The following is a 21,809-nucleotide window of genomic DNA, read 5'->3' on the forward strand; positions in this document are numbered from 1 at the left end:
TTAGGTACTTAATGAAGCAAGAAAAAGTCCGCTACAAAGCGAACTTTTTCCAAAATTGATTATGGATATAGGCGATTTAATAAACGTGGGAATGGAATTGATTCACGAACATGCTCTACTCCACTAATCCACGCAACTGTTCTCTCAAGTCCAAGACCAAATCCTGAGTGAGGAACTGAGCCATATTTGCGTAAATCTAAATACCATTGGTAAGACTCAAGCGGAAGCTTATGCTCTTCAATTCGTTGTTTCAACAAATCGTAGTTATGAATACGCTCTGAGCCTCCAATAATTTCACCGTAGCCTTCTGGTGCAATTAGGTCTGCACAAAGAACAACATCTTCTCTTTCAGCATCGGGTTGCATGTAGAAAGGCTTAAGACTAGTTGGGTACTTTGTGATAAACACAGGCTTGTCATAATGTTCAGCAATAGCTGTTTCGTGTGGAGCACCGAAGTCATCTCCCCACTTAATGTCATCAAAGCCTTTTTCATTTAAAAACTTAATAGCATCATCATAACTAATGCGCGGGAAAGGTGCTTTGATATTTTCAAGCTTGCTTGTATCTCTACCTAAAGTCTTTAATTCAATTGTGCAGTTCTTTAATACCGACTGAACGATATAAGAAACATATTGCTCTTGTACTTCTAGATTCTCTTCAAATTCAACAAATGCCATTTCCGGCTCAATCATCCAGAATTCAATTAAATGGCGACGCGTTTTTGATTTTTCTGCGCGGAAAGTTGGTCCGAATGAGAAAACTTTTCCAAGTGCCATTGCGGATGCTTCCATGTATAGCTGACCACTTTGAGAAAGAAACGCATCTTCATCGAAGTATTTCGTAGCAAACAATTCTGTTGTTCCCTCAGGAGCACTTCCTGTTAAAATTGGCGGGTCAACCTTCGCGAAGCCTTGCTCATTAAAGAATTCATAAGTCGCACGGATAATTTCATTTCTAATTTTCATAACCGCATGCTGACGGCGAGAACGCAACCATAAATGACGGTTATCCATTAAAAATTCTGTTCCGTGTTCTTTTGGTGTGATTGGGTAATCAACCGATTGATGTAGAACCTCAATCCCTTTTACAAGAAGCTCGTAGCCTAACGGAGAGCGTTCATCCTTTTGAACAACTCCTGAAACGTATACAGATGATTCTTGTGTAATAGACTTAGCTGTTTGGAATAATTCCTCTGCTACATCTTCCTTCACGATAACGCCTTGGATAAATCCAGTACCGTCACGTAATTGCAAAAATGCAATTTTACCACTTGAGCGTTTATTGGCAATCCATGCACCAATTTTTACTTCTTGATCCACGTATTTGTGTACTTGTGAAATCGTTGTTTTGTTCACTGTTATTTTCCCTCCAAAAACTAAAACACTTGCTGTGTATGTAATCAAGTTCATGCGTCCATTAATAGGACGAAAAATTCAAGTCAATATGAGTCTTCTTGCATCACTTTATTATACCTTTCAAAATTAGGACAATCAACATAAAAGCGGATGGACCCATTACGGTCGATCCGCCAAACGTACTTAACTCAGTTTACTTTCTACAAATTGATGGATTCTTGCTATAGCTTCTTCTAAAACATCTAGAGAAGTTGCATAGGATAAACGAATATTTTCCGGAGTTCCAAATCCAGATCCAGGAACAACCGCTACCATCGCCTCTTCCAATAAACCAGCCACAAAATCATCAACACTGCCATATCCAGTTAAAGCCGCCGCTTCCTTTACATTCGGGTAAAGATAAAAAGCACCTTGTGGCTTAATGCAAGAAATACCTGGAATCGCGACTAATTTATCATAAATTACATTTAATCGATGCTCAAAAGCTTCCTTCATTTCTTGAACAGCATCCTGCGGACCCTCGTACGCAGCAATCGCACCATACTGTGCAGTAGTTGTTGGGTTTGATGTACTATGGCTAGCAAGATTCGTCATCGCTTTAATGATGACGGAATTCCCAGCTGCGTATCCAATTCTCCATCCAGTCATCGAATGTGACTTAGAAACTCCATTTATAATGATCGTTTGCTCTTTTAATTGTGGAGAAAGCTGGGCAATGGAAACATGCTCGTTTTCGCCATAAATCAACTTTTCATATATTTCATCCGATATAATCAATATATTTTTCTCTAAACAAATTTGACCAAGAGCAAGTAACTCCTCTGCAGAATATATCATCCCCGTTGGGTTGCTCGGAGAATTGATAATGACAGCTTTTGTTTTATCTGTGATCGCTTGAGAAAGCTGTTCCGGAGTCATTTTGAAATCGTTTGATTCTGATCCCTCTACAAAAACCGGAGTACCTTCCGCTAATTTTACCTGTTCAGGATAGCTAACCCAATAAGGAGTCGGAATAATCACTTCATCCCCTTTATCAAGGATAACTTGAAACAATGTATATAGAGCATGCTTAGCACCGTTCGTAACAAGAATTTCATTTTGTTTATACTCAAGGCCTTGATCAACCTGGAATTTTTTTGCGATTTCGTTAAGCAATTTTACAAGTCCAGCTGAAGCTGTATATTTTGTATGTCCTTCATTCATCGAAACGGCTGCAGCATCGATAATATGCTGTGGAGTATTAAAGTCTGGTTCCCCTGCTCCTAAACCGATAACATCGTGTCCCTCTGCTTTTAATTGCTTCGCTTTGGCAGTAATGGCCAATGTCGCCGATGGTGTTAATGATTTGACTCTAGCGGCTAACTGAATATCCATTTTTACTTTTCCTCCCAGGTTTTACATCATAAGTTTTGTATATCTTTTAACCATTCTCCGGTCTTAAAATCAATGTAGTAATAATTGATTTGATCATCGTTTGAACGGTAATAGATTTCCCACAGCGGAATATTGTTCTCCATCCCTAATTTGACTGTTATAATTTCGTCAGGATTTTTGTTTTCATAAAGCTTTTGTACAGCCTCTTCTTTGCTAATCCCATACTTTTCATTGCGAACAATAATTTTATTCTTATCTTTTTTCTCAGGAATCCAGGCAATCAATGGATCTCCAGCCTTGTTGGTTCCCTTTACAACATAATAACTGCTTGAACCATTATAAATAGAAAAATCAGTAACAGTTTCAATTACAGTTTCTTTTAATGCGATTTCTTCGGCAGTTTTTTGAGCACTATTTAATGGTTCTAAAGCGTTTATGTAAATATTGATACCTATCCCCAAACAAATTAATAAAACTATACTTGCAATCCAAATCCATTTTTTCATATTTTAAACTCCAATGTACTGTATATCGTAAAAATTCCTTTGAAATAAACCGTTCGTCTTTCCGTTCACCTTTTACAACAATATTTGTAATTCATAGTTGCTGATTTACAGGTAAAACTATTCTCAAGTAACGGCTGATATCAAAGCCTTTTTCTTAGAAACATTATAACAGTTTCCAGTGAAAAATCATTACCCATTTCCAAAAATAAAATAACTTTTAGTCCACACACACACTTTTGCCGCGCGTGTATTTAGCGCGGCACTTTTTACATCCACTTTTCAATCAAATCAAGTGTCTCATTAATATCAAGCTTGTTCACAGGAACTTCAGGGATTGACTGTAAAAAAGCTTTTCCATACGAAGTTGTATAGAGACGCTTATCAAAAACAACGACAAACCCACGGTCCTGAGTAGAACGAATCAAACGACCAAATCCCTGCTTAAAACGAATGATGGCTTCAGGCAATGAGTATTCAGAAAAAGGATTACCGCCATTCTTCTGAATTAAATTACATTTCGCCTCTGTTAATGGCTCATACGGTGGAGAAAATGGCAATCTGACAATGATTAAGCATGACAAATCCTCACCTGGGATATCAATACCCTCCCAAAAACTACTCGTTCCAAGGAGAATCGCTTTATCGAAACGCTGAAAATTTCTTGTAAGTCGTGTTCGACTACCACCTGTAATTCCTTGACCCATTAGTACATAGTCTTCAAGCAAGCCGCTCTCCTTCATCAAATGATAGGTCCGTCTTAACATGTCATAGGAAGTAAAGAGAATGAGCATTCTCCCCTTCGTCGCTTCTGCAATTGAAATAATATGTTCAGTAATTGCCGCAACATATTCGTCGACCGATACAGAATTGATCTCTGGTAAGTCATTCGGAATCACAAGCTGTACTTGTTCTTTATAGTGGAACGGCGATTCAATTTGCTCCAGATTACAATTTTCCTCATTCAGCCCCAGCTCCCTCAACATGTAATCGAAGGAATTTTTGACTGATAGTGTAGCCGAAGTAATCACAACACTTTTCTTTTTATTAAAGAACTCCCCCTTCAATTGTTCGGCTATCGTAATCGGCTGTGCATAGATCGTTGTTGAATTTTGTGGAGCACGTACGTCCACATCAATCCAAGCAACATTTTCTTCCGAAGGTTTTAGAATAAGTTTCTTAAGGTTTTCCCTTAGTCCTTCTAGATCATTTCGAAAAGCGGATACTTCCTGCAATAGAAGCTTTTGTTCATTAGATAGAACAATGTCTATCTTTGTAAAAGCACTCAACCTCTCGTTTAGATAGTCCACTAAATCCTTGATAAGAAAGTAAAAACGTTCCCCACATGCTTTAAGTGCTGACCATTCCTTAGATTTCTCTTCCTCTTTTAGACGATAGGTAATACGGCTCATCGCGCTGGAATTTTTCACTTTTTTTGTCGCAAGGAGTGCTACAGTCCGAAAAAATTCATCCATTTCATAAGTGATTTCACCGAGGAGTTGATTGACCTCAAAGGAATGCCTACTTTCCAACTTTAGTGCCGAAGCTTTTTCCTTTATAAGCTGTTCAAATTGGTAATGATATTGTTTTTGCTCGTATAAACCAAACTGGCTCAAAAGAATTCGAATATCCAGATAATCTAATGATGAACCGAAATACTTTCCAGCTGCTTTTTCAAAATGATGCCCCTCATCTAATACACAATAGTCGTAACGAGGAAGGATCGACTGCTCAGATACTAAATCAGTTAGCAAAAAGGAGTGATTCGTAATAATGAAGTCTGCATTTTGTGCTGCTTTTCGAGCACGTAAATAGAAATCATAGTTCATCCATGATTTATGTTGAAAATAAGCTGCATCATCATTTTTAATTTTGTTCCAATATATCAAACCACCACTGGAAAGGTTTATTTCATCCCGGTCACCAGTTTCTGTTTCTAACAACCAAGTGAGAACCTGCATTTTGGTCAAGCATGTATCGTAATTGTCATCCTCTTCCTTTAATGTCTGTTCGAACTTCGCTAAGCTAATATAATGGCTTCTCCCTTTTAAAAGAACTATACTAATTTCGAACGGAAGCATTTTTTCTAAATAAGGAATATCCTTGTTCAACAGTTGTTCTTGAAGCTGTGTCGTATGCGTACTTATCACAATCGGCTCTTTTCTTTCATTTCCAAAAAAAGCAGCCGGCAGTAAATACCCAATTGATTTACCAACCCCTGTACCAGCTTCTATTAAGGCGTGTTTTTGATCCGAAAAGGAACGAAAAACTGAATCCATCATTTTAAATTGACCGCTTCTTTTCTCATACTCATGAAAAGCTTTTAGAAGCATCGCTTCCTTCTCTTCGTCTTGGTGAGGATATGGAATCGAAGACGGGGTCGTTTGTTCCTTTTTATTTTCAAAGCCTTTCAAAACAATACCCCGATGCCTTTCCAACGAGTGAGGCAATTCTTCAATTGTCCGTTCCTTTTCTAATAACATGTCGTCTAGGAGAAGTGCAACGTCACTTTTTAGCCCCCCTGATAGCTTATGTAGTTGTTCAAGCGTTACTTGCGGCAAATTCCATAAGCGCTTAAGCAAGATAATTAAAAGTTCAGCCGTAACGTAAGCATCGCTATCTGCCTGATGAGGACGTTCATGATTGAGCCCCTCTCTAATAGCTAACTCATTTAGTTTGTAGCTATCGTAAGTTGGAAATAAGAATCGAGACATCTCAACTGTATCTAATACTGGACCTAGAAATCCTTCGTAGCCAGCGTTCACTAATTCTTCTTGAAGAAAGGATAAATCAAATAACACATTATGGGCGACGAAATAAGCATCGTCTAGCAAGGTCAGTACCTTTGGAGCGATTTCTTCAAAGGCCGGTGCATCACGAACCATTTCGTCAGTTAACCCTGTTAATTCTTCTATAAAAAGGGGAATTTCTCTCCCCGGATTGACTAACGAGGAAAATTGCTCGACGATTTCGCCATCCTCTACTACGACTGCAGCGAATTGGATAAGCTTATCGCCTTTTTTCGGAGCGTTCCCGGTCGTTTCTAAATCTACAACAACAAATCTGTTACTCACTTCTTATGCACCTCAAGCGTCCATCAAATTGCTTTGAAGGAGTTCTTCTATATATTTCTAACAACACTTTATCATAAACACGGATAAACGTACAAAACGAATCAGAATCTATAAAGAATAAGTGTATGCAGGTATATCCCAACATATCTTTCCAGATGACTGAAAATAAGCGGAAAATTTCCGTCTTTCTTTGGAAATCCCCCGATTTTCCTCAATATACAGGTAGTATTTCCGTCTATTTGCTCCAAATCGTTAAATTTTGTCCTATTTTGAGCATTTAGACGGAATTTCTCCTCTTATATCTGTACCTTAAGCCTTCACTATATAAAATAACCGGAGATTCTCCGACTAATGAATCGACATACCTACATGGAAAATCAACAAAAACACCTACTCGAACTTTTCCGAGTAGGTGCGTGATTTACTTATGGATTTTTATAAAATTGTACTCTCTGGTTCGGCGTGGAGCATTTCTACGATGTTGTTGTCTTGGTCCATGATTGCGACTTTTGGTTTGTGTGTGGCGATTTTTTCTTCTGGGACGATGGCATAAGAAATAATTATCACAACATCTCCCTCTTGAACTAATCTGGCTGCAGCACCATTCACACAAATAACTCCGCTTCCTCTTTTACCAGGGATTATATAAGTTTCAAATCTTGCCCCATTGTTATTGTTAACAATTTGAACCTTCTCATTAGCCACCATACCAACTGCATCTAATATATCTGTATCAATCGTAATGCTACCGACGTAATTTAAATTCGCCTCCGTGACACGAGCACGGTGGATTTTTCCATTCATCATAGTGCGAAACATGAAGTACTTCCCCCCTCTAACTAGCTCTGTTTATTCCACAGTAAGAACAAGATTATCAATAAGACGTGCATTGGCAAATTTCACTGCTAAGGCAATGATTATTTTGCCCTCTAGCTTTTCGTATTCTTCTAATTCTGGAAAAGAATAAATCTCCACGTAATCGATTATGCCTGTTGTCTTCTCTTCGATATGTTTTTTCATTGCAGCGATGATTGCCTCTTTGCTTCGTTCCCCAGCTTCAAGTAATTCCTTTGCTAAAAGTAAGCTCCGATATAATTCAGGTGCCTCTTCTCGTTCTTCTGGAGCCAAACGGATATTTCTTGAGCTCTTCGCTAGGCCATCTTCTTCTCGAACAGTACCAACTGGAATTAAGTCAATTGGAAAATTGAAGTCTGAAATTAATCCTTCGACAACAGCGACTTGTTGGGCATCCTTCATCCCAAGATAGACTCTTTCTGGTTGAACGATGTTGAATAGCTTTGTTAAAACGGTTACCACCCCATCAAAGTGCCCCGGTCTTGATTCGCCGCACAGGACGTTTGTCCTTCTTTGCACTAATGCTTTTACCGACAATAGACTTGGATACATTTCCACAGCTGATGGATGAAAAATGATATCTACTCCTTCTGAAGAGCAGATATTTTGATCCCGCTCAAAATCACGAGGATAGGAATCATAGTCTTCATTTGGACCAAATTGAAGCGGGTTTACAAATATACTCACAATTACAACGTCATTGACTAGGCGTGCTTCTTTCATTAATTGAATATGGCCTTCATGGAGATAGCCCATGGTCGGAACAAATCCAATTGATTTATCTGTTTTTATCTCTTTTACAAGAGCTTGCATCTCTTTTATTGAAGTAATGACCTTCATGATTTTCCCCCATAAAGTCCAAGTAGTTCTTCTTCCTTCATTGTGAAACTATAGGCATCAGTAGGAAACTGCGCTTTTTTCACTTCAGAGACATATTCAGCTAGTCCCTTTTGCACTTCCACATTCATATTCGCAAATGGCTTCACAAACTTCGCTAGTCGGTCTACTCCATACATCAACACATCATGGTAAACAAGAACCTGACCGTCAGTTTCTACGCCAGCTCCTATCCCAATAGTAGGAATTTTTAAAGCCTGAGAAATCTCTCGAGCTAGCTGCTTCGGTACACATTCGAGGACAAGCATAAAAGCACCGGCTTCTTCACACTTCTTCGCGTCTTCCATAAGCTTTCTAGCTGCCATAGCATCCTTTCCTTGCACTTTATAGCCTCCAAGGACACCTACAGATTGTGGAGTAAGTCCTAGATGGGCAACAACAGGAATTCCCGCTCTCGTTAACGCTTTTATGTGCTCTATCACTTCATCGGCACCTTCCACTTTTACAGCATTGGCACCTGTTTCTTGCATAATTCTCGCCCCATTAAGAAGAGTATCCTTGATTGACAAATGGTAGCTCATAAACGGCATATCAACGACAATACTCGTGTTCTTCGCTCCTCTTCTAACGGCTTTCCCGTGATGGATCATGTCCTCCATCGTAACAGGAACGGTGGAATCATAGCCTAGTACAACCATTCCTAATGAATCTCCGACAAGAATGATATCTACATCGACTTGTTCTGCTAACTTTGCGGAAGGATAGTCATATGCGGTAAGCATAACAATCTTCTCGCCTTCATTCTTCATTTTTAAAAAATTTGACGTGCTTTTCATTTCAATTCCTCCTTTTAGTTGGAAGAGGAGATAAACAAAATAAAAAAGGGATCTTCTAAAAAACTACAGAAGGATCCCTTTGCATCATCATATAATTGTTTCATCCCTCTGTCCCGGTCCATTTGGATCTAGGCAGACTACTATTCATTTCAAAAAAACTGTGATTCCAGGTGCAGTTCAAAAATGATACTGCCCGCACAAAAGATTATAACAAATCTTAAAAACTTTTCCTATCCTATTTCAATATCAGCTGAATAAATTTGATGGATCGTACCCTGATCATCTTCGAGCATTAGCACGCCATCATCCGTTATTCCTAGCGCTTTTCCTGTTAGATTACCAGAAAGAGTCCGTGCTGTAATCTTTTTGCCGATACTAATCGCATAGCTTTCCCATAAGAGCTTAATGGGTAGAAAACCTTTTTCCAAATAAAGAGCATATAGTTTTTCCAGACGAGTAAATACAGCCTGAATTAGCTCCGCTCGGTTCACGAACTCTCCCTTTTCAATCGCAAGGGATGTAGCAATCGATTGAAGTTCTGGAGGATAGTCGCTCTTTTGTTGATTGACATTAATTCCAATGCCAATAATCACCGAATGAATTTGATCTGCTTCAGCTTGCAATTCCGTTAAAATTCCGGTTACTTTCTTTCCATTGATTAAAATATCATTTGGCCATTTAATATGCGGTTCTAACTCCGTACAATCTCCAATGGCTTGCACAACAGCTACAGCCGTTAGTAGCGTCAATTGTGGAGCTTTCGGAAGAGGAATACTCGGACGTAAAATAATACTCATCCATACCCCTGTCCCCTTCGCAGAGTGCCATGGACGATTCATTCTTCCCCTTCCACCGACTTGCTCATCAGCTACAACAACGGTACCCTCAGGAACATTTTCAAATCCAAGACGATGGGCTATTTTTTGAGTTGAGTCTACTGTTTCATGGTAGTGGATTTCTTGACCGATGATCGACGTTTTTAAACCTAACCGAATTTCATTAGCAGTGACAAGGTCGGGAGCCTTTACAATTCGATAACCTTTTCGTCGAATCGCTTCTAATTCAAAACCTTCATGACGCAAGTCCTCGATATGCTTCCACACTGCCGTCCGTGAACAGCCAATCAAGTCAGCTAAATATTGACCTGATAAATATTCACCCTCATGCTCAGTAAAAGCATCAAGCAATTTTTTTCTTAAGGTTGATTGCATTCAAACAGCCACTTCCTTATCGATTCTTTTCCGTTTCGAATCTCTCTTTTAATCACTGCAATTTCGATTTTTCTTAAGCTCTCTTCAATCCATGGTCCACCCTTTTGCTCATACCAATCCATTAAATCCTGTCCTGTTATAGCTAACTCACTTCGCTCTTTTATCGGCAAAGCTTCCCATTGTTCCTCTAATTGCTTTAATCCATGAGCAAGATCTTTTTTCATTAGCACATTGAAGAGCTTTTGCGTACTTACAGCAAGCTCAATTTGAGCTCGATATAGTTCTTCAATTACCCAATCATGAGTCATTCTTTTATATAGACATGAAAGACCCTTTTGCACGCTCCGAATTTTTTTAACAGGCTGCTTCCAGCCTCTCATAAAAGATTCAACCTCAGCCGAAGGAAGCTTAAGATGATGGAGTAACATTATCCAATGCTCTTCAATCGAAAAACCTCGCTCAAGGTGAATCTGTTGAAAAGCATATAATTCTTCTTGGTGACGACTTAGGCCAGGCAAAAACTGATAAATTTCCGTTTCTATCAATAACCTAATGGCTTGTTGATAATCTTGTCCCATAAGAAGCTTTTCAAATTCAGTCGTGATTCTTTCTACAGCGATCAAGCTTAATAACTTCCCATGTTCTTTTAATGCTAGAAAAGTATTATTATCAATCGAAAATGACAACTGACTTACAAAACGAACCGCTCTCATCATCCTTAATGCGTCTTCATGAAATCTTTCACTAGCATCTCCGACTGTTTGGATTACCTTATTTTGAAGGGCTTCACGTCCATCGAATGGATCAATAATCTCTCCGTCTTTATTCATCGCAATCGCATTCATGGTGAAATCTCTACGCCTTAAGTCTTCCTTTAAAGAACGGATAAATGTCACATCATTCGGCCGTCTAAAATCAGTGTACTCCGATTCACTTCTGAATGTTGTAATTTCGTATGCCTCTCCTTGATAGAGTACAACAACGGTCCCATGATCAATTCCTACGTCTACGGTTTTAGAAAAAATCCCTTTAATTTCGTCAGGTGTGGCAGATGTGGCAATATCAACATCGTCAATGTCTCGATTTAAAAGAAGATCTCTAACAGAGCCACCAACAAAATAAGCCTCAAAACCAGCCTTCTCAATTTCTTCTAAAATAGGTAATGCCTTTACGAAAGGTTCTTTCATGTTATTCACCTTTTTTAAATAGATCATAATAGAGAGCTTCATATTGTTCAACGATGATTTCCGCTCTGAATTTCTCGTTTACAACTCTTAGAGACTGTTCTGAAAAATGATTATGAAGCTTAGCATCTGTTAAGATATCTAATGCCTTCCTTGAGATTTCGTCTACGTTCCCTAATTCACAAATATACCCATTTACGCCATCGATAATAACTTCAGGCAACCCACCGATATTCGTTCCGATACATGGCACACCACAGGCCATCGCTTCTAACGCTACTAAGCCAAAGCTCTCTTTTTCAGATAGAAGAAGCATGAGATCACTAATAGAATACAGTTCCTCAAGATTATCCTGCTTCCCTAAAAAAAGCACTTTGTCACGTAAATTGAGCTTGTCTACAAGCTTTGAAACTACCGTTATTTCAGGGCCATCTCCAATTAATAAGAGCTTTGCGTCAATTTTCTGAGCCACTTGGTTAAAGGCCTTCACGACATCAGGAACCCTTTTAACTGCACGAAAATTACTAACATGAATCAAGACCTTCTCATTTGGCTTAATCCCAAACTCCTCTTTCAAATGGGCCGATTCTTGACGTTTGTATACTCTTTCATCGATAAAATTGTATACTGGGACAATTGTTTTATCAGGGTTGATCAATTCATAGGTTTGATTAATGAGAGAATGGGATACAGCCGTGACCGTATCCGACTTTTCAATTCCAAACCGAATCGCATCCGTTAATGTTAGGTCATATCCTAAAACGGTAATATCTGTCCCATGAAGGGTTGTAACGATTTTTACATCCCGTCCACTCATTTGCTTCGCCAAAATCGCACATACAGCATGAGGAATGGCATAGTGAACATGCAATAAATCGAGATTCTCTCGCTGAATAACCTCAGCCATTTTACTAGCTAATGCAATGTCATAGGGAGGGTATTGAAAGACCGAATACTGATTTACTTCAACCTGATGATAGTAAATATTATGATACATTTTTCTTAATCGAAACGGCAGACCTGATGAAATAAAGTGAATCTCATGCCCTTTTTCGGCTAACAATTTACCAAGCTCAGTCGCAACAACGCCAGATCCGCCAACAGTTGGATAGCAAGTAATGCCTATTCTTAATTTTTTCGTCATTCTTCTTCTCCTAATAAATCCTTATTAAGAATAATCGGTGCTTTCACCTTAAATCCTTCTGCGTATTTGACGCCAACTTCTTTTCCAAAAAGCTTCTCTCTTGCCTCAACAGAATCTATATATCCATTCACCAATGGTGTATCAAAACTATTATCTGTTTTTTTAAACTGACTTTCATAGGCATTTAAAGAAGCAATTTTTTCATCCATAAATTCTGAGATATCCACGACAAAGTCTGGCTGATGAAATCCGTTAATCATATAGTAAAAGATTTGACTTGGACGATACGCAGGAAATTTTCCATCCGCTTCAAATTTTCGAATTCCCGCTGAAAAAAACGCTTCTTCTACGATTTTCGTACAGCTTCCATGGTCAGGGTGTCGGTCGACAGAATAAGGCGTAAAAATAATCTTGGGACGATATTTCCGAATAACCGCCACAACTTGTTTAATCGAAGCTTCCGTTATGTATAACCCACGATCTGGGAGGTGTAAGTTTTCACGGACTTGAACTCCAATGATTTCAGCAGCATTTTGAGCTTCTTTAGCCCTTATGTCCACAGTCCCATTAGAAGAGAGCTCTGCTCTAGTCAAGTCGCATATCCCTATTTTTTTCCCTTTACTTGCGTATTTTGCAATTGTTCCCCCCATGCCAATTTCCACATCATCGGCATGGGCTCCAAATGCTAATATATCTAATTCATTCGTTTCCATTTTGTTCTCCATTACGTTTTTCAATGACTTCTCGCCATGCTAAATCCCCACGTTCCAACCCTTTTATGATGACCTCTGCAGTCCCCATGTTTGTTGCTAGTGGAACTAAGTAGACATCACATAAGCGAATTAATGCTGAAACATCTGGCTCATGCGGCTGTGCAGTTAAAGGATCTCGGAAGAATAGCACGATATCCATTTGATTTTTTGCAATCATCGCACCAATTTCTTGGTCACCACCAAGTGGGCCAGATTGAAATCTGTGCACGTTTAACTTCGTAGCTTCCATAATTCTCGTTCCGGTTGTGCCTGTACCATATAACTCATGCTCTTTAAGTATTTCCTTATAAGCTGTTGCAAAACGAACCATGTCGTCCTTTTTCTCGTCGTGAGCGATTAATGCGATTTTCATCGGTATCCCCTCAATTCAACTTCGGATTTTATCTAATTTAAAAAATCTGAGTACAACATTAGCATTTAGAGATAGTTAAAGAGTCTTAGTCAATAATATTTTCAAGTCCATATACAAACGAATCAATGTTCATTACCGTATCAACTGCTAGCTTCACACCGGACATAAATGAAGCGCGATTATATGAATCGTGGCGAATCGTTAATGTTTGACCTTCTGAACCAAACATTACTTGTTGATGGGCGATAAGTCCAGGGAGACGCACAGAATGAATATGCATGCCATCGAAATCGGCTCCTCTAGCACCTGCAATTGTTTCTTTTTCATTCGGATGTCCCTGCTTTTTATGTACTCTTACTTCAGCGATCATTTGTGCTGTTTTCACTGCTGTACCTGAAGGAGCATCAAGCTTTTGGTCATGATGCAGCTCAATGATTTCTACATCATTAAAATATTTGCCCGCTAACTGAGCAAATTTCATCATTAAAACAGCTCCAATCGCAAAATTTGGAGCAATAATACAACCAATTCCTTTTTCCTGACAAAGCTGCTCTAGTTCTTGTAAATTCTCTTGCGTAAAGCCTGTTGTACCTACTACTGGACGAACACCGTGAAGCATTGCTGTTTTTGTATGGTGCATGCCCATTTCCGGAGTCGTTAAATCGATTAAAACATCCGCCTCAATCTCTGCTAGACATTTTTCAATTTCTCCAAAAACGGGAATATGTAACTTTTCAAATCCTTCTATGTCGTGTAACTCTTTACCATCATGCTTATAATCGATTGCTGCTACAAGTTCATAGTTTTCCGTACTCTGCACTAGCTGTACTGCTTCTTTTCCCATTCTTCCTCTTGGTCCTGCAATTATAACTTTTACCTGTGTCATTTCATTCACTCCTCTTCAATCCTTGTCCAACGATCTTTATCTCTCGTGTTAAATTTGTTCATAACTCGATTATGCGCTTCTTCCAAATCAATATCTAATGAATTGGCCAAACAAGTGATAACAAATAGTACGTCTCCCAACTCTTCTTCAATCGTTTTTTCATCCTCGGTTGCTTTTTTCGGCTTTTCTCCATAATAATGGTTTACTTCCCGAGCCAATTCACCTAATTCCTCCGTCAATCTTGCCATCATGGCAAGTGGACTGAAGTAACCTTCTTTAAATTGACTAATATATGCATGTACCTCTGATTGAAGCTCTTTAACTGTCTTGTCCTTTTCCATGAGTAGCACCTCTCTTAAAAAGCCTATTAAAATGATTCGTTTTCACTAGATTAAGTCCAATATAATAATTCTAGAGCAAACGCTCAACTCATACCCAAATAGATTCGAAAAACGAATCCACAACAGGAGCCTAGTTTTAATAAGTTGTCTTACTGATTCGTTTTTCACTATAAAAAACCTAATATAATAATTCTAGAGCAAACACTCAACTTATAACCAAATAGAACTGAAAACGAATATGCAATTATTCTTCTTACGAACGCATACCTTAATGATTCATTTTCACTAAATTAAGTCCAATATAGTAATTCTAGATAAAAAATAGCGTTATTACAAATATTATTTCTCTAGCCATTTCTTGCCATCGTAATTTACTTCCCTTATAATTAAAGCGTTTTAGAGAGTAAAGGAATAGAAAGAGAGGACCATCATCAATGCTCTTCGGACTTAAGATAAAGAATATTTTATTAATCTTGCTTGGCTCAGCTATATTTTCGTTTGGAATTGTTCATTTTAATATGCAAAACAATCTTGCTGAGGGTGGATTTACTGGGATCACACTGCTCCTTTATTTCCTCTTTAGCCTAGATCCATCATACACCAACCTAATCCTGAATATTCCCGTCTTTATTATCGGGTGGAAACTGCTTGGGAGAAATGTATTTTTGTTAACGCTTATTGGTACTATTAGCGTTTCTGTTTTTCTATGGATATTCCAACGCTATCAATTTAGCATTCCTCTTAAAGATGATTTGGCACTAGCTGCTCTTTTTGCAGGTGTCTTTATCGGGATTGGATTGGGTATTATTTTCCGTGCTGGTGGTACAACTGGTGGCGTCGATATCATCGCGAAGTTAGCTCAGAAATATCTAGGATATAGCATGGGGAAAGCAATGTTTATGTTTGATGCAGTCGTTATCACCCTATCACTTATTCTGTATCTAGATTATCGTGAAGCGATGTACACAATTGTTGCTGTGTTTGTGGCAGCAAGGGTGATCGATTTTATGCAAGAAGGAGCTTATGCTGCTAGAGGGGCGATGATTATTTCTGATATGAATGATCAAATCTCAGAAAAAATTATGAAAGAAATGGATCGAGGAGTTACAGCGTTAAAGGGACACGGCTCATTTACGAAGCAAGAAAAAGACGTCCTCTACTGTGTAGTTGGAAGAAATGAAATTGTTCGTTTAAAAAACCTTGTCACTTCCGTTGATCCACACGCGTTTGTATCCGTAAGTGTGGTGCATGACGTGCTAGGCGAAGGATTTACATTAGACGAAAATAAAAAGCCGATAGAAAGATAAGGCTCTTTTCACAATTATTGCTAAAATAGCGACATATAAAAAGACAGCCGATGGCCAATGGCCAATGGCTGTCTTTTTAATCGTCTCTTTGCATTCCTGTATAAATTAAAACTAACCGAACTAATTCTAATACGGCTACCGCTGCTGCCGCCACGTATGTTAAGGCTGCTGCATTCAGCACCTTCTTCGTTTCTCTTTCTTCCTCATTGCGGATGATTCCAAGAGAAACTACTTGATCCATAGCACGATTGGAAGCATTGAATTCCACCGGAAGTGTAACAAGCTGAAATACAACTGCGGCTGCCATGAAAATAATACCTAGTAATAACAGTCCAGATAATTGTGCAAAAATCCCTATCATTATCAGTACCCACGAAAAATTAGAACCAATATTAGCAACAGGCACTAAAGCATGGCGGACACGCAATGCAGCATAATCCTGCTGGTCTTGAATTGCATGGCCAACCTCATGGGCTGCGATTGCTGCTGCAGCTACAGAATGTCCATGATAGTTTTCAGATGAAAGGCGTACTGTCTTTGAACGAGGATCATAATGGTCTGTTAAACGTCCTCTTGTTTCAACAACATCTACGTTATATAAACCGTTACTGTCAAGAATTCTTTTTGCTACTTCAGCACCTCTCATATGTGAAGACGAAGCTACTCGTGAATATTTTGCATATGCACTTTTCACTTTAAGCTGAGCCCATATTGGTATGATTATAATCAGAGCAAAATAGATGATAAATCCCATATATCTTTCATTCCTCCATTTACATGTTGTTATTTTTATTCTAAGGATAGTTATTAAAGGAGTCAATTAAAGAGTATTTGTAGGTTTAATCATTTTTCGCATGGGACAGCCTACATTCTCTTCTTTGCTCTTTCCCGTTCTTTTTCACCTTTATACTTTCTCCAGCCCACATAGGATAATGTAACAATAATAATACTTCCAGTTGTAATAATTACCCACCAAAGTGACGGATCCGCCTCATCCTCAGACATATCATCAAAAAGTGATTTCAAGTCCGATTCCAACACTTCTATTTCCTGTCTACTTTTTTCATCAGTCAGAATCTGAGCACGATATTCATCAATAAAATGAATACGGGCATCAATGTTTTGAACCCTATGGATAGGAGCGTCAATTTTTATACTTGGATAAATCACTTCATAGAGAGAAAGAAACGAATTTAGATGGGCATGAAATTGTTCTTTTTCGCCTTGGTAGGCAGCTTCTTTCACCCCACCAATCACCGTCATCATTGGACCCTCCATTTGAGTCCAAAGAGGTTGATTCGAGGATGTAATGGCATCAATTGCAAGTCGAAACTTCGTCACCCTGTTTATCCGTTCATCATGGTTCATGGTCCCATCTCCCATTGCTTCAATGGCCTCATTTTGAGCAATAGTGACGATACGCTTTTCATCTATGGAGAAAACGTCATTTTCCATCGTGTAAGTGAAAAACTCATTCGAAAAATACTCTAATAGCTTCTTTGCATCCTCGTAACGCGAGGATTTAACCATTCGCAATGCTTCATCAGATATTTGATCAAGCTTCTCTATTGAGGAAATATGATGATTAGCATGAATCGTTACTGGTGCTAGAATTAGAATGATGATTATAAATAGTGCTACTTTGAATTTCATTCTTGTCCCCCCTCATATTACTATTAAATCGTATGAAAAGGTGGACAAGGTTAGACCAAAAAGATGAGCTTGTCATAATTGTTAATAGGCAAATTGTAGTGAGATTATTTTATCGAAAGTTCAAATCGATTTTTCCGCAAAACAAAATAATAAGCCACTCCAATGGATGCCATACTTAGCCAAAAAGTAAAGTACCCTATTTGAGGGATATAAGCATCGAGCATATGATATCTCGGAAGCATTAAAAATACGTAATCAATCACATCATTATGTAAGGTCCAAATCGCAGTGACCACTAAATGCCAAAGTTTAAATCGATAAAACGGCGAATAGAGTATACCTTGTACTGCCATTGCTCCATGAGAAATCATCAACATCAATCCTACGCCATCTACTTCACCTGAGACGATAAATACTAATAGATTCATGACGACGGCCCATATCCCATATTTCACTAGGGTCACCATCGCAAGCGCTTCAAATAAGGGCCAATTCCGCCCCAAGAAAAATGCAACTAATACAAATAAGAAAAACAGACTCGCTGTTGGACTATCCGGAACAAATGCTAAAAATTTGGGTGGTGTCTCCACTAACTGATATTTATACCAGTAATAGCCATAGGCAGTCCCTAAGAAATTGACGATTAGTAGCATAAATAGTACCGAGCGATTACCTAAAATTGAGTAGATCCATTTCAATATCATCACCTCTTTATTGTCATACACGCAACTTCTCTAATATTAACACATATTATAAAATTCAATATTTAACCGGTATAAAAAAAGCCGACGATCGCTCGTCAGCTTTTATCTTTATTCACTCTTAATGCTTGAAATGAAATCAGCTAATACTTTTAGCTCTTCATCTGTGCCTTTGAACATACCAGCAGGCATTGCACCTCTACCGTTCTTAGCAATCTCAGAGATTTCTTCTGGTGTTAATCCATTATCCACAAGAGCCGGTGAACCAGCGCCACCTTGGAGATCTCCACCGTGACAGCTCGTACAGCCATTTGTTTCAAATATTTTATAACCATCAGATTCCTTATCAATTGCTGCTTCAGCAACAATTTTACCTTGTTCTTTTGCAGCTTCCCAGTCGTGATGGGCAACTGACTCCCAAGTTAAAAACGTTATAGCTGCTAATGCAAGAAGCATAAAGCCTGTTGCTAATGGACGCTTGGATGGACGGCGCTCTGGTCCTCTATCAATAAATGGAGCTAATAATAAAGCACCAAACGCAAGTCCAGGAATTACAAGAGCCCCAATGATATTATATGGACCTGATGCATAAGAATATTTCAATAATTGATATAAGAATAAGAAATACCAGTCAGGTAATGGAATATAAGCTGTATCACTTGGATCCGCAATTTTTTCAAGCGGAGATGGATGAGCAGCAGTTAAACATAAAAAGCCGACAAGAAAAACAGCTCCTATTAGCCATTCCTTTAAAAGAAAGTTCGGCCAAAAAGCTTCTGTTTTACCAGGGTATTCCGAATAGTCTTTCGGAATATTTGGTTTACGTCCTGAAGCTGGGACACGTGAGTCCCCAACAAACTTCATACCTTTTCCACGATGCATTGGGCAATTCCCCTCCTTTTAAGAATTCACAAATCTTGAGTTTGAGTTTGATTTTACAATGGACCTGAAATACCCTGTTTACGAATCATCATGAAGTGGGCAGCCATCAATGCAAACAATGCAGCCGGTAAGAAGAATACATGAATCGCAAAGAATCGAGTGATTGTTTGAGCACCTATAATGTCTGAATGACCAGCAAGGAGGATTTTCAAATATTCACCGATAAACGGTACTGATTCAATAATCGTTATCGTAACTTTAGTCGCGAATAACGCTTTCATATCCCACGGTAATAAATATCCTGTCAATCCAAGTGCAAGCATGACAAAGAAAATTAAAACCCCAACAATCCAGTTAAGTTCACGTGGTTTCTTATATGCCCCTTGAAAGAAAACACGTAAAGTATGTAAGAACATCATAACGATAACTAAACTCGCACCCCAGTGGTGCATACCACGAACAATTTGTCCGAAAGCAACTTCATTTTGTAAATAATAAATAGATTCCCATGCATTTTTGATATCCGGAACATAATACATCGTTAAGAACATACCGGATAAAATTTGAATAACAGTTACAAAGAACGTAAGACCACCGAAACAGTAAACAAATGCTGAAAAATGATGCGCAGGGTTTACGTGTTCAGGTACCTCATGGTCAGCAATGTCGCGCCACAAAGGCGTAATGTCTAAACGCTCATCTACCCAATCATAAATTTTGTTTAACAATGATTACGCCTCCTTTCGCGGTTCTGCTTTACCTAATGCTAAGTAACCATCCACTTCTTTGAATGGATATACATCAAGTGGTGCCGCTGGTGGTGTACCTGGTACGTTTGTACCATCCTTCGTATAAAGACCACCATGACATGGACAATAGAAATGTTCTGGATTTGCCTTATCTTTATTCCAGTCAACTGTACAACCTAAATGTTTACAGATAGGAGATAATGCAATTACTTCACCATTTTCATCCTTGTATACCCACGCCGTATTCGTTACTTCCGAAGTATACCAAGCATCTTTTTGTTCAAACGTAAAGTCTACGCGTACTGGTTCAGCTGTGATCTCAGATATTTTCTTATCAGTCACAACATAATCTCCAGCCGCATTGTGCTGTAAAACAGGGTCAACTGCAAAACGGACCATTGGCATTAGCATTCCTGCAGCCATAAATCCACCTACACCAGTAAGTGTATAGTTTAGGAATTGACGTCTTGTTACACGCTGTTTGCTCATACCTTTCCCCCCTCTATTATGAAATCGTAGTCCAACGGACATAATTCAACACAATATAAAACTAGGACATAACCATGATATATCAATCTATACCTAAGGTCAATATAATAAATTACTAAAGGTTACCAACTGTGTGACTAAAATCTCAATTAGTCATTATTTTGCCACTTTTTCACGAATAGATGAATTAATTGTTGAACTTGGTCCTCTAAAATTGAATTCCGGTACTTTTCGTCCATGCTTTCAAGCGGTAAAGACGGTAGCCAAATGAGTGAACCTTCAAAGCTTTCCTCTCTCGTTCTCCAATCACTATCAGACGTCAAATAGAATACATGATTAAAGCTTTGGTTTTGAAATTCAGCTTCCCAACGTTTTATATCATCGATTAAAACATTATCTGGATTGTTTTTTATATATGTATAGCCTGGCAGCATAAGTATTCGCCCTTTAAATTGGCGTTCAAGCTGTATCGATAATAGAGAAATAAATTCAGTCATCGAGGTAGTTTGTTTTATATCATCTCCAAATGAAATCGGAAATAAAGGAAGGACTATTGTATCCACATATTCCTTCGCTCCTAAATACATATCAATATCGTTCGCGACCCACTTCATAACATCACTCCACCTAATAAAATTCTATTTAATCATATCACTAGGAATACACCCTTTCCAAACGAAATTTGAATAGAATGGCCAAAATAAAAAGCCTGCATTTAGCAAGCTTTGAAAAGTATTTAATCTTTTTGAAGTTGACTCAATTCCTTCGCTAATTTCTCAAAAGTGGCTTTGTCTTGATTGTCTAACGCCTCATCAATTAGGCGAAGCAATTTCTCTCTCTGGAAATTTTTCAGACTTGATGAAAGAAATTTCTCTGCAATGAGCCGGTCCTTTTCACTAATTTGAAGACTCTTTGGCATGAATGGATTCTCTTCTAGTACAGCAGCGTATTGATGAGCTTTATTCGATGCGTGAAAATTAAGTTGTATATAAATCTCCTCATCTCTATTCAAACGAATGTCATGAAATGATTTTTCAGCATCGGTTGTCATTACATTTTCTTTGTAGAATCGAAATGGCACCTCATCAACACAATGGGTTGACATGACAAGTCCACGAGGACAATACTGTGCTTGTTCAACGAAATGCACTTTCTCCATCAGCTGATCGTGGCTCATCAAATAGTTTAAAATCCATACGCATTCCCGTCTTTTCAATTGGTAATGATTAAGGAACCAGCGAATAAAATCTTTTTTCTCGTTGACAGATACAGGGGTCTTCATCGCTTTTCCCTCCTCTGCGTG

Annotated in this window: 23 protein-coding genes; 1 reads left to right on the forward strand and 22 read right to left on the reverse strand. The window is 38.5% G+C overall.

What is annotated here, in order from left to right; translation table 11 throughout:
* Nucleotides 1-59: 59 nt before the first annotated feature.
* The 14 genes from asnS to FA727_RS09245 form a co-directional block, all read right to left on the reverse strand.
* Nucleotides 60-1,355 carry an asparagine--tRNA ligase gene (gene asnS, locus FA727_RS09180; RefSeq protein ID WP_246041767.1) on the reverse strand — a complete coding sequence of 432 codons (1,296 nt, stop codon included), beginning with the start codon at nucleotides 1,353-1,355 and terminating at the stop codon, nucleotides 60-62.
* Between the two features lie 183 nt (nucleotides 1,356-1,538).
* The gene (locus FA727_RS09185; RefSeq protein ID WP_136830592.1) at nucleotides 1,539-2,729 is read right to left on the reverse strand and encodes a pyridoxal phosphate-dependent aminotransferase; all 1,191 of its coding nucleotides are present in this window, start codon (nucleotides 2,727-2,729) and stop codon (nucleotides 1,539-1,541) included.
* A gap of 26 nt (nucleotides 2,730-2,755) precedes the next feature.
* Nucleotides 2,756-3,235: a cell wall elongation regulator TseB-like domain-containing protein gene (locus FA727_RS09190; RefSeq protein WP_136830593.1), complete on the reverse strand. Its 480-nt coding sequence runs from the start codon at nucleotides 3,233-3,235 to the stop codon at nucleotides 2,756-2,758.
* Nucleotides 3,236-3,501: 266 nt separating this feature from the next.
* Entirely contained in the window at nucleotides 3,502-6,306 is a 2,805-nt protein-coding gene (gene dinG / locus FA727_RS09195) for an ATP-dependent DNA helicase DinG (protein ID WP_136830594.1), read from the reverse strand.
* 435 nt (nucleotides 6,307-6,741) lie between these two features.
* Nucleotides 6,742-7,125: an aspartate 1-decarboxylase gene (panD, locus tag FA727_RS09200; protein ID WP_136830595.1), complete on the reverse strand. Its 384-nt coding sequence runs from the start codon at nucleotides 7,123-7,125 to the stop codon at nucleotides 6,742-6,744.
* 30 nt (nucleotides 7,126-7,155) lie between these two features.
* The gene (gene panC, locus FA727_RS09205) at nucleotides 7,156-8,001 is read right to left on the reverse strand and encodes a pantoate--beta-alanine ligase (protein WP_136830596.1); all 846 of its coding nucleotides are present in this window, start codon (nucleotides 7,999-8,001) and stop codon (nucleotides 7,156-7,158) included.
* Nucleotides 7,998-8,834, reverse strand: a complete 837-nt coding sequence (gene panB / locus FA727_RS09210) for a 3-methyl-2-oxobutanoate hydroxymethyltransferase (protein WP_136830597.1) — start codon at nucleotides 8,832-8,834, stop codon at nucleotides 7,998-8,000. Before panB ends, panC begins: the two co-directional genes overlap by 4 nt.
* A gap of 230 nt (nucleotides 8,835-9,064) precedes the next feature.
* Nucleotides 9,065-10,045 (reverse strand): biotin--[acetyl-CoA-carboxylase] ligase, encoded by a 981-nt coding sequence (locus tag FA727_RS09215; RefSeq protein ID WP_136830598.1) that lies wholly within the window; start codon nucleotides 10,043-10,045, stop codon nucleotides 9,065-9,067.
* Complete coding sequence (locus tag FA727_RS09220) at nucleotides 10,030-11,232, reverse strand: CCA tRNA nucleotidyltransferase (protein ID WP_136830599.1); 1,203 nt, start codon at nucleotides 11,230-11,232, stop codon at nucleotides 10,030-10,032. Before FA727_RS09220 ends, FA727_RS09215 begins: the two co-directional genes overlap by 16 nt.
* 1 nt (nucleotide 11,233) lies before the next feature.
* Entirely contained in the window at nucleotides 11,234-12,373 is a 1,140-nt protein-coding gene (bshA, locus tag FA727_RS09225) for an N-acetyl-alpha-D-glucosaminyl L-malate synthase BshA (protein WP_136830600.1), read from the reverse strand.
* On the reverse strand, nucleotides 12,370-13,086 hold the full coding sequence (gene bshB1 / locus FA727_RS09230; protein ID WP_136830601.1) for a bacillithiol biosynthesis deacetylase BshB1: 717 nt from the start codon (nucleotides 13,084-13,086) through the stop codon (nucleotides 12,370-12,372). The genes bshA and bshB1 overlap by 4 nt, the downstream gene beginning before the upstream one ends.
* Entirely contained in the window at nucleotides 13,073-13,498 is a 426-nt protein-coding gene (mgsA, locus tag FA727_RS09235; RefSeq protein ID WP_136830602.1) for a methylglyoxal synthase, read from the reverse strand. The genes bshB1 and mgsA overlap by 14 nt, the downstream gene beginning before the upstream one ends.
* 85 nt (nucleotides 13,499-13,583) lie before the next feature.
* Nucleotides 13,584-14,384 carry a 4-hydroxy-tetrahydrodipicolinate reductase gene (gene dapB / locus FA727_RS09240; protein ID WP_136830603.1) on the reverse strand — a complete coding sequence of 267 codons (801 nt, stop codon included), beginning with the start codon at nucleotides 14,382-14,384 and terminating at the stop codon, nucleotides 13,584-13,586.
* A gap of 5 nt (nucleotides 14,385-14,389) precedes the next feature.
* Nucleotides 14,390-14,725, reverse strand: coding sequence for a nucleotide pyrophosphohydrolase (locus FA727_RS09245; protein WP_136830604.1), 336 nt, complete (start codon nucleotides 14,723-14,725; stop codon nucleotides 14,390-14,392).
* 434 nt (nucleotides 14,726-15,159) lie between these two features.
* Here FA727_RS09245 and FA727_RS09250 point away from each other — a divergent pair, with 434 nt between their 5' ends.
* Nucleotides 15,160-16,032, forward strand: coding sequence for a YitT family protein (locus tag FA727_RS09250; protein WP_136830605.1), 873 nt, complete (start codon nucleotides 15,160-15,162; stop codon nucleotides 16,030-16,032).
* A gap of 76 nt (nucleotides 16,033-16,108) precedes the next feature.
* Here the strand turns inward: FA727_RS09250 and FA727_RS09255 are convergent, their stop codons facing one another.
* From FA727_RS09255 to FA727_RS09290, 8 genes are all read right to left on the reverse strand, one after another.
* Nucleotides 16,109-16,786, reverse strand: a complete 678-nt coding sequence (locus tag FA727_RS09255; protein ID WP_136830606.1) for a zinc metallopeptidase — start codon at nucleotides 16,784-16,786, stop codon at nucleotides 16,109-16,111.
* 110 nt (nucleotides 16,787-16,896) lie between these two features.
* The gene (ypjB, locus tag FA727_RS09260; RefSeq protein ID WP_136830607.1) at nucleotides 16,897-17,685 is read right to left on the reverse strand and encodes a sporulation protein YpjB; all 789 of its coding nucleotides are present in this window, start codon (nucleotides 17,683-17,685) and stop codon (nucleotides 16,897-16,899) included.
* Nucleotides 17,686-17,789: 104 nt separating this feature from the next.
* Nucleotides 17,790-18,383 (reverse strand): lipoprotein heptaprenylglyceryl N-acetyltransferase LhaT, encoded by a 594-nt coding sequence (gene lhaT, locus FA727_RS09265; RefSeq protein WP_136830608.1) that lies wholly within the window; start codon nucleotides 18,381-18,383, stop codon nucleotides 17,790-17,792.
* Between the two features lie 114 nt (nucleotides 18,384-18,497).
* Nucleotides 18,498-19,268 carry a menaquinol-cytochrome c reductase cytochrome b/c subunit gene (locus tag FA727_RS09270; RefSeq protein ID WP_136830609.1) on the reverse strand — a complete coding sequence of 257 codons (771 nt, stop codon included), beginning with the start codon at nucleotides 19,266-19,268 and terminating at the stop codon, nucleotides 18,498-18,500.
* A gap of 53 nt (nucleotides 19,269-19,321) precedes the next feature.
* Nucleotides 19,322-19,996 carry a menaquinol-cytochrome c reductase cytochrome b subunit gene (gene qcrB / locus FA727_RS09275; protein WP_136830610.1) on the reverse strand — a complete coding sequence of 225 codons (675 nt, stop codon included), beginning with the start codon at nucleotides 19,994-19,996 and terminating at the stop codon, nucleotides 19,322-19,324.
* A gap of 3 nt (nucleotides 19,997-19,999) precedes the next feature.
* Nucleotides 20,000-20,506, reverse strand: coding sequence for a Rieske (2Fe-2S) protein (locus FA727_RS09280; protein WP_136830611.1), 507 nt, complete (start codon nucleotides 20,504-20,506; stop codon nucleotides 20,000-20,002).
* A gap of 149 nt (nucleotides 20,507-20,655) precedes the next feature.
* Nucleotides 20,656-21,120, reverse strand: coding sequence for a YpiF family protein (locus FA727_RS09285; protein WP_136830612.1), 465 nt, complete (start codon nucleotides 21,118-21,120; stop codon nucleotides 20,656-20,658).
* 122 nt (nucleotides 21,121-21,242) lie between these two features.
* Nucleotides 21,243-21,788 carry a ReoY family proteolytic degradation factor gene (locus tag FA727_RS09290; RefSeq protein ID WP_126409119.1) on the reverse strand — a complete coding sequence of 182 codons (546 nt, stop codon included), beginning with the start codon at nucleotides 21,786-21,788 and terminating at the stop codon, nucleotides 21,243-21,245.
* Nucleotides 21,789-21,809: the final 21 nt, after the last annotated feature.

The sequence above is a fragment of the Robertmurraya kyonggiensis genome (assembly GCF_005116465.1).
GTDB classification, from domain to species: domain Bacteria; phylum Bacillota; class Bacilli; order Bacillales; family Cytobacillaceae; genus Robertmurraya; species Robertmurraya kyonggiensis.

Coding starts and splice junctions, on each gene's coding strand:
- ypjB (WP_136830607.1), bottom strand. CDS start 17,685: ATGAAATTCAAAGTAGCACTATTTATAATCATCATTCTAATTCTAGCA.
- FA727_RS09220 (WP_136830599.1), bottom strand. CDS start 11,232: ATGAAAGAACCTTTCGTAAAGGCATTACCTATTTTAGAAGAAATTGAG.
- bshB1 (WP_136830601.1), bottom strand. CDS start 13,086: ATGGAAACGAATGAATTAGATATATTAGCATTTGGAGCCCATGCCGAT.
- panC (WP_136830596.1), bottom strand. CDS start 8,001: ATGAAGGTCATTACTTCAATAAAAGAGATGCAAGCTCTTGTAAAAGAG.
- panD (WP_136830595.1), bottom strand. CDS start 7,125: ATGTTTCGCACTATGATGAATGGAAAAATCCACCGTGCTCGTGTCACG.
- FA727_RS09280 (WP_136830611.1), bottom strand. CDS start 20,506: ATGAGCAAACAGCGTGTAACAAGACGTCAATTCCTAAACTATACACTT.
- FA727_RS09215 (WP_136830598.1), bottom strand. CDS start 10,045: ATGCAATCAACCTTAAGAAAAAAATTGCTTGATGCTTTTACTGAGCAT.
- FA727_RS09245 (WP_136830604.1), bottom strand. CDS start 14,725: ATGGAAAAGGACAAGACAGTTAAAGAGCTTCAATCAGAGGTACATGCA.
- dapB (WP_136830603.1), bottom strand. CDS start 14,384: ATGACACAGGTAAAAGTTATAATTGCAGGACCAAGAGGAAGAATGGGA.
- panB (WP_136830597.1), bottom strand. CDS start 8,834: ATGAAAAGCACGTCAAATTTTTTAAAAATGAAGAATGAAGGCGAGAAG.
- FA727_RS09255 (WP_136830606.1), bottom strand. CDS start 16,786: ATGGGATTTATCATCTATTTTGCTCTGATTATAATCATACCAATATGG.
- FA727_RS09270 (WP_136830609.1), bottom strand. CDS start 19,268: ATGCATCGTGGAAAAGGTATGAAGTTTGTTGGGGACTCACGTGTCCCA.
- FA727_RS09190 (WP_136830593.1), bottom strand. CDS start 3,235: ATGAAAAAATGGATTTGGATTGCAAGTATAGTTTTATTAATTTGTTTG.
- bshA (WP_136830600.1), bottom strand. CDS start 12,373: ATGACGAAAAAATTAAGAATAGGCATTACTTGCTATCCAACTGTTGGC.
- FA727_RS09185 (WP_136830592.1), bottom strand. CDS start 2,729: ATGGATATTCAGTTAGCCGCTAGAGTCAAATCATTAACACCATCGGCG.
- mgsA (WP_136830602.1), bottom strand. CDS start 13,498: ATGAAAATCGCATTAATCGCTCACGACGAGAAAAAGGACGACATGGTT.
- FA727_RS09285 (WP_136830612.1), bottom strand. CDS start 21,120: ATGAAGTGGGTCGCGAACGATATTGATATGTATTTAGGAGCGAAGGAA.
- FA727_RS09290 (WP_126409119.1), bottom strand. CDS start 21,788: ATGAAGACCCCTGTATCTGTCAACGAGAAAAAAGATTTTATTCGCTGG.
- FA727_RS09250 (WP_136830605.1), top strand. CDS start 15,160: ATGCTCTTCGGACTTAAGATAAAGAATATTTTATTAATCTTGCTTGGC.